7 protein-coding genes and 1 pseudogene are annotated in these 8301 nt (G+C 70.4%); all 8 read left to right on the top strand.

Features of this window, described 5'->3' with window-relative positions; translation table 11 throughout:
- Positions 1–1335: pseudogene (locus ACWC94_RS42035) on the top strand (nitrate- and nitrite sensing domain-containing protein); the annotation flags it as partial.
- A gap of 9 nt (positions 1336–1344) precedes the next feature.
- Positions 1345–1758: a roadblock/LC7 domain-containing protein gene (locus ACWC94_RS42030; protein WP_023546525.1), complete on the top strand. Its 414-nt coding sequence runs from the start codon at positions 1345–1347 to the stop codon at positions 1756–1758.
- 111 nt (positions 1759–1869) lie between these two features.
- Entirely contained in the window at positions 1870–2268 is a 399-nt protein-coding gene (locus tag ACWC94_RS42025) for a DUF742 domain-containing protein (protein WP_009190816.1), read from the top strand.
- Positions 2249–2824 carry a GTP-binding protein gene (locus tag ACWC94_RS42020; RefSeq protein WP_184970470.1) on the top strand — a complete coding sequence of 192 codons (576 nt, stop codon included), beginning with the start codon at positions 2249–2251 and terminating at the stop codon, positions 2822–2824. Before ACWC94_RS42025 ends, ACWC94_RS42020 begins: the two co-directional genes overlap by 20 nt.
- 393 nt (positions 2825–3217) lie before the next feature.
- Positions 3218–6454, top strand: a complete 3237-nt coding sequence (locus ACWC94_RS42015; protein ID WP_450803025.1) for a nitrate- and nitrite sensing domain-containing protein — start codon at positions 3218–3220, stop codon at positions 6452–6454.
- A 10-nt stretch (positions 6455–6464) separates the two neighbouring features.
- Positions 6465–6878, top strand: a complete 414-nt coding sequence (locus ACWC94_RS42010; RefSeq protein WP_004983065.1) for a roadblock/LC7 domain-containing protein — start codon at positions 6465–6467, stop codon at positions 6876–6878.
- Between the two features lie 97 nt (positions 6879–6975).
- Entirely contained in the window at positions 6976–7551 is a 576-nt protein-coding gene (locus ACWC94_RS42005) for a DUF742 domain-containing protein (protein WP_450803023.1), read from the top strand.
- Complete coding sequence (locus ACWC94_RS42000) at positions 7532–8113, top strand: GTP-binding protein (RefSeq protein ID WP_043432136.1); 582 nt, start codon at positions 7532–7534, stop codon at positions 8111–8113. Before ACWC94_RS42005 ends, ACWC94_RS42000 begins: the two co-directional genes overlap by 20 nt.
- Positions 8114–8301: the final 188 nt, after the last annotated feature.

The following is an 8301-nucleotide window of genomic DNA, read 5'->3' as shown; positions in this document are numbered from 1 at the left end:
AGCCTCTTCGACACCAGCATGATCAGCGCGGAGCAGCTGCGGGCGTACGAGCAGGGGCGCGGTCTGCAGGGCGCTCCGCAGGGCCTGCAGGCCGCGAACCCGGGCGGCCCGCAGCAGGACGCCTTCGGCGGCCGTGGCCCGCAGCGGCCCGGTGCCGCCCCCGACCAGGGCCGCCAGCCCCAGCTGCCGCCGCGCGGCGGCCCGCGGGCCGAGCTGCCCGGCGGTGACCAGCAGTCGCGCACCCCGGGCTGGGGCGACACGCAGACCCCGCTGTCCCGTGCCTCGCTGGACGCCCCGCGCGGCCACGACGAGCAGGACCCGGCGCACACCGGGCGCATGCCGCGCGTCGACGACCGGCAGGGTCCGGGCTCGACCGCGGAGATGCCCCGGATCGACGCGCAGGGCCCGGCCGCCACGGGCGAGTTCCCGCGCCCGGATCTGAACGGCCTGGGCGGACCCCAGCACACGGGCCAGTTCGCCCGTCCGGAGAACCCGCAGCAGACCGGCCAGTTCGCCCGGCCGGACGCCCCCGAGCTGCCCGGCCGGTTCGACGGGGCCGATGGCCGGCAGGGCACCGATCCGTACGTCCGCTCCGACGTCTTCGGCACGGCGGCGCAGCAGCAGGACGACCCGGCGCAGAACACGGGTCACCACGCGGGTCAGAACACCGGCCAGTTCCCGGCCCCGCAGGGCTTCGACGGCGGCTACGACGGCAGCTCCACCGGCCGGCACGCGCTGCCCGGCCCCCAGAACCCGGCGCACACCGGTCAGTTCGAGCGTCCGCAGCCGACCGGCCGGGACGACTTCGCCGCCCCGCGCCAGCAGGCCCCGCAGCGGCGTCCGGCACACCGTGAGCCGGAGGCCCTGCCGCCGGCCACCGGTCCGGGCGACGGCCGTACCCCGCTGTACGACACGCTGGAGACCAACTGGTTCCACGGCGGTCCGCAGGGGGAGGGCGCGCCCGCGCAGCAGCAGCCGCAGCAGCCGCAGGCACCCGCCCCGGCTCCGCAGCGCCCCACGAACGGCAATGGCTCCGCCACCGGTTCCTGGCGCACCTCGCCGAACGACGAACTCGTCCGGCAGGCCGAGCGCGTCCGGCAGCCCGCCGCGGGCGGGGTCACCACCTCCGGCCTGCCGCGCCGGGTGCCCCGGGCCAACCTCGTCCCGGGCACCGCCCAGCAGCAACAGCACCAAGCCGGTCCGCAGGTCTCGCGTGCGCCTGACGACGTACGCGGACGGCTGACCAATCTCCGTCGGGGCATCGCTCAGGGCCGTCAGGCCGGCAGCGGCCAGACCGGCAGCTACCCGAGCCCCACTCACCAGCAGGAGCGTTAGTTGAGTCCGATGAGCCAGGCGGCACAGAACCTGAACTGGTTGATCACCAACTTCGTGGACAACACCCCCGGGGTGTCGCACACGGTGGTGGTCTCCGCCGACGGCCTTCTGCTGGCGATGTCCGAGGGCTTCCCACGGGACCGCGCCGACCAGCTGGCGGCCGTCGCGTCCGGGCTGACCTCACTGACGGCCGGGGCGTCCCGGATCTTCGAGGGCGGCACCGTGGCACAGACGGTCGTCGAGATGGAGCGCGGGTTCCTCTTCCTGATGTCCGTCTCGGACGGGTCGTCCCTCGCGGTCCTGGCCCACCCCGAGTGCGACATCGGTCTCGTCGGCTACGAGATGGCACTGCTCGTCGACCGCGCAGGGGCGGTACTCACCCCGGACCTGCGCGCCGAACTCCAGGGCAGTCTGCTCCACTGACCGCCCCCGGCACCACCCACCTCACGAAAACACCGTCCGGCCGCCACAATCCCCCCACCGGCCCCGTCAGACGGCTTGACTGACCGACTTGCTGTCCCGCCCGGAGGATTCATGACCCCGCCCACCGCCCATCACGATCCGTATGCGGAACCGTACGGGGACGAGGGCGACCAGCCGCTGGTCCGTCCGTACGCGATGACCGGCGGCCGGACCCGGCCGCGCTACCAGCTCGCGATCGAGGCGCTGATCAGCACCACGGCCGACCCGGCAGCGCTCATGGGACTGCTCCCTGAGCACCAGCGCATCTGCCACCTGTGCCGTGAGGTCAAGTCGGTCGCGGAGGTCTCCGCGCTGCTGGCCATGCCGCTCGGAGTGGCCCGGATCCTGGTGGCCGACCTCGCCGAGGCCGGCCTGGTCGCCATCCACCAGCCGGGTGGCGACGAGAACAACGGCGGCGCACCGGATGTGACGCTGCTCGAAAGGGTGCTCAGTGGACTTCGCAAGCTCTGACGCGGGCCGGGCCACCACCTCCGCGAAGATCGTGGTGGCGGGCGGCTTCGGCGTGGGCAAGACCACGTTCGTCGGCGCCGTCTCGGAGATCAACCCGCTGCGCACAGAGGCCGTCATGACGTCCGCTTCGGCGGGCATCGACGACCTGACCCACACCGGGGACAAGACCACCACCACGGTGGCCATGGACTTCGGCCGTATCACCCTGGACCAGGACCTGATCCTGTACCTCTTCGGTACACCGGGCCAGGACCGCTTCTGGTTCATGTGGGACGACCTGGTGCGCGGCGCGATCGGCGCGGTGGTGCTCGTGGACACCCGGCGCCTGGCCGACTGCTTCCCCGCGGTCGACTACTTCGAGAACAGCGGCCTGCCGTTCGTCGTCGCGCTCAACGGCTTCGACGGCCAGCAGCCCTACGCCCCCGAAGAAGTACGGGAAGCGCTGCAGATCGGACCGGACACCCCGATCATCACGACCGACGCCCGGCACCGCGCCGACGCCAAGAGTGCGCTGATCACGCTGGTCGAGCACGCCCTGATGGCACGCCTCAAGTAGTACGCGCGTACGCGGTCAAGTGCGACGGCGTATACGGCAGTTGCGGTGAACGGTACGGAGCCGACTGTGGCCTTAGACACGGTCGGCTCCGACGTTCATAACAGTTCGGCAGAGGAATCCCCCGGCTTCACCACGCGACGCGTTCGCGCAGTGCCGCTGTGCGCACAAACGCCCCGCCTTTTGGCGGGGCTCGCTCTTTATGACCGTTTTATCTGGGGCTTACAAGAGGGTCGCTCCGGGGTTTCCGCTGTTTGGAAGAGCGCTGGTCCACGTGCTGGAATGCCTGAACTGCCCAATAGTCAAAGACGTACCTAGCCAGGGGTCGATGACGAACCGGGCTCTGAGAGACTGCGGCACGACGTAGGTGCCGACCGCCGAGAGGTTGTTGGTCGAGTGAGGCGAAGCAAGAACGGTCCCGAGCCGTCGGCGCGGGGCAACTTCACCCCGCCGCCGCGCGCTGCGGCGCCCACCCCTGTGCCCGGTGCGGAACCGACGGCGGCTCCCGCGCCCAGCGGCGGCCGTTTCTCGCCGCGCAACTGGCGTGTGCCGACCAGGCTGAACGCGATCCTGCTGATACCCGTGGCGGTCGGCCTCGTCATGGGCGGCTTCCAGGTGAAGAGCTCGATCGACACCTGGCAGCAGGCACGCGACGCCGAGAACACCGCCCGCCTGGTGCGTGCCGCCCTCACCTACGCCGACGCCCTCGAGAACGAGCGTGACGTCACCGCGGCGCCCCTGCTGCTGAAGAAGACCGACAGCAAGAGCAAGGCGACGATCGCCGCCGCCCGCAAGGCCTCGGACGACGCCGCGGACGCCTTCGACCAGGCCGCGCAGAACATGCCGCAGAAGTCGGGCCTGGTGCGCCGGCTGAAGCTGTTCCGCGAGGCGGAGCCCAAGCTCGCCCAGCTGCGGCAGGTCGCGTACACCTCCAAGGTGACCGGCGTACAGACCGAAGAGGGCTACGTCGACGTCACCCACCCCCTGATGGAGTTCGCCAACGAGCTCGGTCTGGGCACCGGCAACATCACCTCCTACGGCCGTACCGTCTACGCCATCTCGCTGACCAAGGCGGCACTGTCGCTGGAGCGGTCGATCGGCACGCATCTGCTGGTCAAGCCCGGTCCGGACGCCCCCAACCTGGCGACCCAGCGGGTCTCCCTGTCCTCGTACGCCTACCTCGAGCGCATCGCCGTGGAGGAGTACAAGGGCGGTGGCACCGAGGCGGACGCGCAGAAGCTGAAGGACAAGCAGACCCAGATCGAGTCGCAGGGTGCCGCGATGGCCACGGCGGCCAAGGAGCAGAACCCGAACTACGTCCCGCCGCCCTCTGACCCGACCAAGATGGTGGCGCAGCTGGCCACCATGAAGGACACCAGCGTCCTGACCCGTCAGACCCTCGCGGCGGGCGGCATCACCGCGGACAACTGGTTCGCGGTCAACACGCTGAAGTACAAGGCGTACCGCCAGATCGAGTCGGACATGGCCGACAGGGCCGTGAACGAGGCCTCCGACATCGCCGACAACGCCAAGACCTCGGCGTTCATCACCGGTGGCGTGGTCGTGATCGCGCTGCTCGCGGCGTTCATCCTGGCCGGTCTGGTGGCCCGCCAGATGAGCCGCTCGATGCGCCAGCTGCGCAACGCCGCCTTCGGTATCGCCGAGCAGCGCCTGCCGATGCTGGTCGACCAGCTCTCGCGCACCGACCCCGGCCGGGTCGACACCCGGGTCGCCCCGATCCCGATCAACACCAAGGACGAGATCGGCGAGGTCGCCCGCGCCTTCGACCAGGTCCACCGCGAGGCGGTCCGGCTCGCCTCCGAGCAGGCCCTGCTGCGGGGCAACATCAACGCGATCTTCACCAACCTCTCGCGCCGCAACCAGTCGCTGATCGAGGGCCAGCTGACCCTGATCACCGACCTGGAGAACAACGAGGCCGACCCGGACCAGCTGGAGAACCTCTTCAAGCTGGACCACCTGGCCACCCGTATGCGCCGCAACGGCGAGAACCTCCTGGTCCTCGCGGGCGAGGAGCCCGGCCGCCGCTGGGACCAGCCGGTCCCGCTGGTCGACGTGCTGCGCGCCGCCTCCTCCGAGGTGGAGCAGTACGAGCGCATCGAGCTGTCCGGCGTCCCGGAGGCCGAGATCCACGGCCGCGCGGTCACCGACCTCGTGCACCTGTTGGCCGAGCTGCTGGAGAACGCCACCACGTTCTCCTCCCCGCAGACCAAGGTCCGCGTGACCGCGACCCGTCTCCCCGACGGCCGCATCATGATCGAGATCCACGACAAGGGCATCGGTCTGACCGCCGAGGACTTCGCGGACATCAACCACAAGCTGGCCAACCCGCCGACCGTGGACGCCGCGATCTCCCAGCGCATGGGCCTGTTCGTGGTCGGCCGGCTGTCCGACCGGCACGGCATCCGCGTCCAGCTGCGCCCCTCGGGCGAGCAGGCCGGTACGACCTCCCTGGTCATGCTGCCGGACGCGATCACGCACGGCGGTGGCGGCGAGGCGCCGCTGGACCGCGAGGAGTTCACGGTCTCGCAGATCATCCCGGAGCAGCAGTTCCAGGGCGAGAGCTTCCACCAGGTGCAGCCGATGCGCACCGCCGCCGAGCTGGGCTTCGACGACAGCCGGTACACGGAGGTCCCCGACGACATCCGTGAGCTGGACCCCGTCGGCCGCTCCCTGATGCGCGAGGAGCGCCGGGCGGCCCTGGAGGCCCAGACGCACGGCCAGCCGGCCGGCGAGCCGCAGGCGGAGGCCGCGGAGGCCACCGGGTACGAGGACCCGCTCTTCGACGGGCGGCAGGCCTACCCGGAGCAGTCGCAGCAGTCGTACCAGGAGCAGTCGTACCAGGAGCAGGCCTACCAGGAGCAGCCGCAGCAGACGTACGAGGAGCAGACGTACGCCGAGCCGCAGCAGGCCGCGTACGAGGAGCAGTACTACGCGTCGAACGGCGGCTACCCGGACCCCGCGTATGCGGAGCCGGCCCAGGCCCCGTCGTACCAGGACGACTGGCCCCAGCAGCCGCAGCAGCCGCAGCAGCCCCAGCAGCAGCCGCAGCAGCCGCAGAACGGCTTCCGGAACGGGTATCCGGACCAGTACGCTCCGCAAACGGAATCCTCGCAGGCCGCTGACGCGAGTGAGCGGAACCGCGTAGGCTTCGACCGTCCGGGACCGGCCTCTCCCGCCGCCCACGAGCTGACCGACGCCGGGCTGCCCCGCCGCGGATCCGTCCCGAGCGGTTCCAACGGCTCGGGTACCGCCGGTGGCACGGCGCGCGTGCGGCAGGAACCCGCGGCACCGGACAACACCCCGGCGGCGGGCGGCGACAGCGACTGGCGTTCGGCCAACGACGAGCGCTGGCAGCAGGCCGCGCAGCTCCGGAAGCCCAAGGCAGGCGGGGTCACCTCCTCGGGCCTGCCGCGGCGGGTGCCCAAGGCCAATCTGGTCCAGGGTTCCGCCGAAACCACCCCCCAGGGGGGCCCACAGGTCTCCCGCGCCCCGGAGGACGTCCGGGGCAGGCTGAGCAACCTGCGTCGGGGCGTCCAGCGCGGACGCAGCGCAGGCAGTGAAACGAACGGCCAGGGCTTCGGTCCTGACAGCACCTACAACCAGGAGCGTTAGTGTGAGCCCGATGAGCCAGGCGGCACAGAACCTGAACTGGTTGATCACCAACTTCGTGGACAACACCCCGGGGGTGTCCCACACGGTGGTGGTCTCCGCCGACGGACTCCTTCTGGCGATGTCCGAAGGCTTCCCCCGCGACCGCGCCGACCAGCTCGCGGCCGTCGCCTCCGGTCTGACGTCTCTGACGGCAGGCGCCTCCCGCATCTTCGAGGGCGGGAGTGTGAACCAGACGGTTGTGGAGATGGAGCGGGGATTCCTCTTCATCATGTCCATCTCCGACGGTTCGTCCCTCGCGGTGCTGGCCCACCCGGAAGCGGACATCGGCCTCATCGGGTACGAGATGGCCCTTCTGGTGGACCGCGCGGGCACGGTCCTCACCCCGGACCTGCGTGCAGAACTCCAGGGAAGCCTTCTCAACTAACAGGCGAACGGTGCGTATACGCGTCCCGGGGCCGTAAGGTTTCGGGACGCGGCTCCACACGGATGGGTGCCCGGCACGGTCGGAGGAGGAGAAGAGAGTGGCAACACCCCCAGGCGGTTCGAATTCGGGCAACTGGTCGTACGGCCCTGCCCAGGGCCGCGGCGACGGTTCCCAGAACCCGAACCGTTACAACTTCCCCTCCGCCCCCGGCCACCGGCAGCCGTACGCTCCTCAGGGCCCCGGCCCGTCGCCGTACGACCAGCCGCCGGCCCCGCGCATCCAGCCGGTGCAACCGCAGCGCCGCCCCGAGCCGACGCCCGCGACGGCGTCGAACAACCCCTTGGTGCGTCCGTACGCCATGACCGGCGGCCGGACCCGCCCGCGCTACCAGCTCGCCATCGAGGCACTGGTGCACACCACCGCCGCTCCGCACCAGATGCAGGGTCAGCTGCCCGAGCATCAGCGGATCTGCAACCTGTGCCGGGAGATCAAGTCGGTAGCCGAAATCTCCGCGCTCCTGACGATCCCCCTCGGCGTGGCCAGGATCCTCGTCGCCGACTTGGCGGAGGCGGGCCTGGTCGCCATCCATCAGCCCGGCGGCGACGAGAACGCCGGTGGCCAGCCAGACGTGACACTGCTCGAAAGGGTGCTCAGTGGACTTCGCAAGCTCTAGCGGCGGTCCTTCCCGCTCCACCACCTCCGCGAAGATCGTGGTGGCGGGCGGCTTCGGCGTGGGCAAGACCACGTTCGTCGGCGCCGTCTCGGAGATCAACCCGCTGCGCACAGAGGCCGTCATGACGTCCGCTTCGGCGGGCATCGACGACCTGACCCACACCGGGGACAAGACCACCACCACGGTGGCCATGGACTTCGGCCGTATCACCCTGGACCAGGACCTGATCCTGTACCTGTTCGGCACCCCCGGCCAGGACCGCTTCTGGTTCATGTGGGACGACCTGGTGCGCGGCGCGATCGGCGCGGTGGTGCTCGTGGACACCCGGCGCCTGGCCGACTGCTTCCCCGCGGTCGACTACTTCGAGAACAGCGGCCTGCCGTTCGTGATCGCGCTCAACGGCTTCGACGGCCAGCAGCCGTACAACCCGGACGAGGTGCGCGAGGCCCTGCAGATCGGCCCCGACACCCCGATCATCACGACCGACGCCCGGCACCGCGCCGACGCCAAGTCGGCGCTGATCACCCTCGTCGAGCACGCCCTGATGGCGCGACTTCGGTAACCCACCGGTGATGTTGTACATCTGAGGGGCGGCACCTGAAAGGTGCCGCCCCTCAGTGCTGGGATGCCTGTACGGAAAGGACTTCGCGGGGGATGGGTTACACGATTCCGGGTTGGCTGGACCAGGTCCTGGACTACATCGGTGTTCACTTTCCGAATGTCGATGAGGACGACTACCGGCACATGGCG

The sequence above is a fragment of the Streptomyces sp. NPDC001135 genome (assembly GCF_053598395.1).
The sequence above is the reverse complement of the archived record's forward strand: the minus strand, read 5'-3'. Positions and strand labels throughout refer to the sequence as shown.

Bases quoted from the DNA above. Each gene is read 5' to 3' on its own strand.
- ACWC94_RS42025 (WP_009190816.1), top strand. From the start codon at position 1,870: ATGACCCCGCCCACCGCCCATCACGATCCGTATGCGGAACCGTACGGG.
- ACWC94_RS42010 (WP_004983065.1), top strand. From the start codon at position 6,465: ATGAGCCAGGCGGCACAGAACCTGAACTGGTTGATCACCAACTTCGTG.
- ACWC94_RS42030 (WP_023546525.1), top strand. From the start codon at position 1,345: ATGAGCCAGGCGGCACAGAACCTGAACTGGTTGATCACCAACTTCGTG.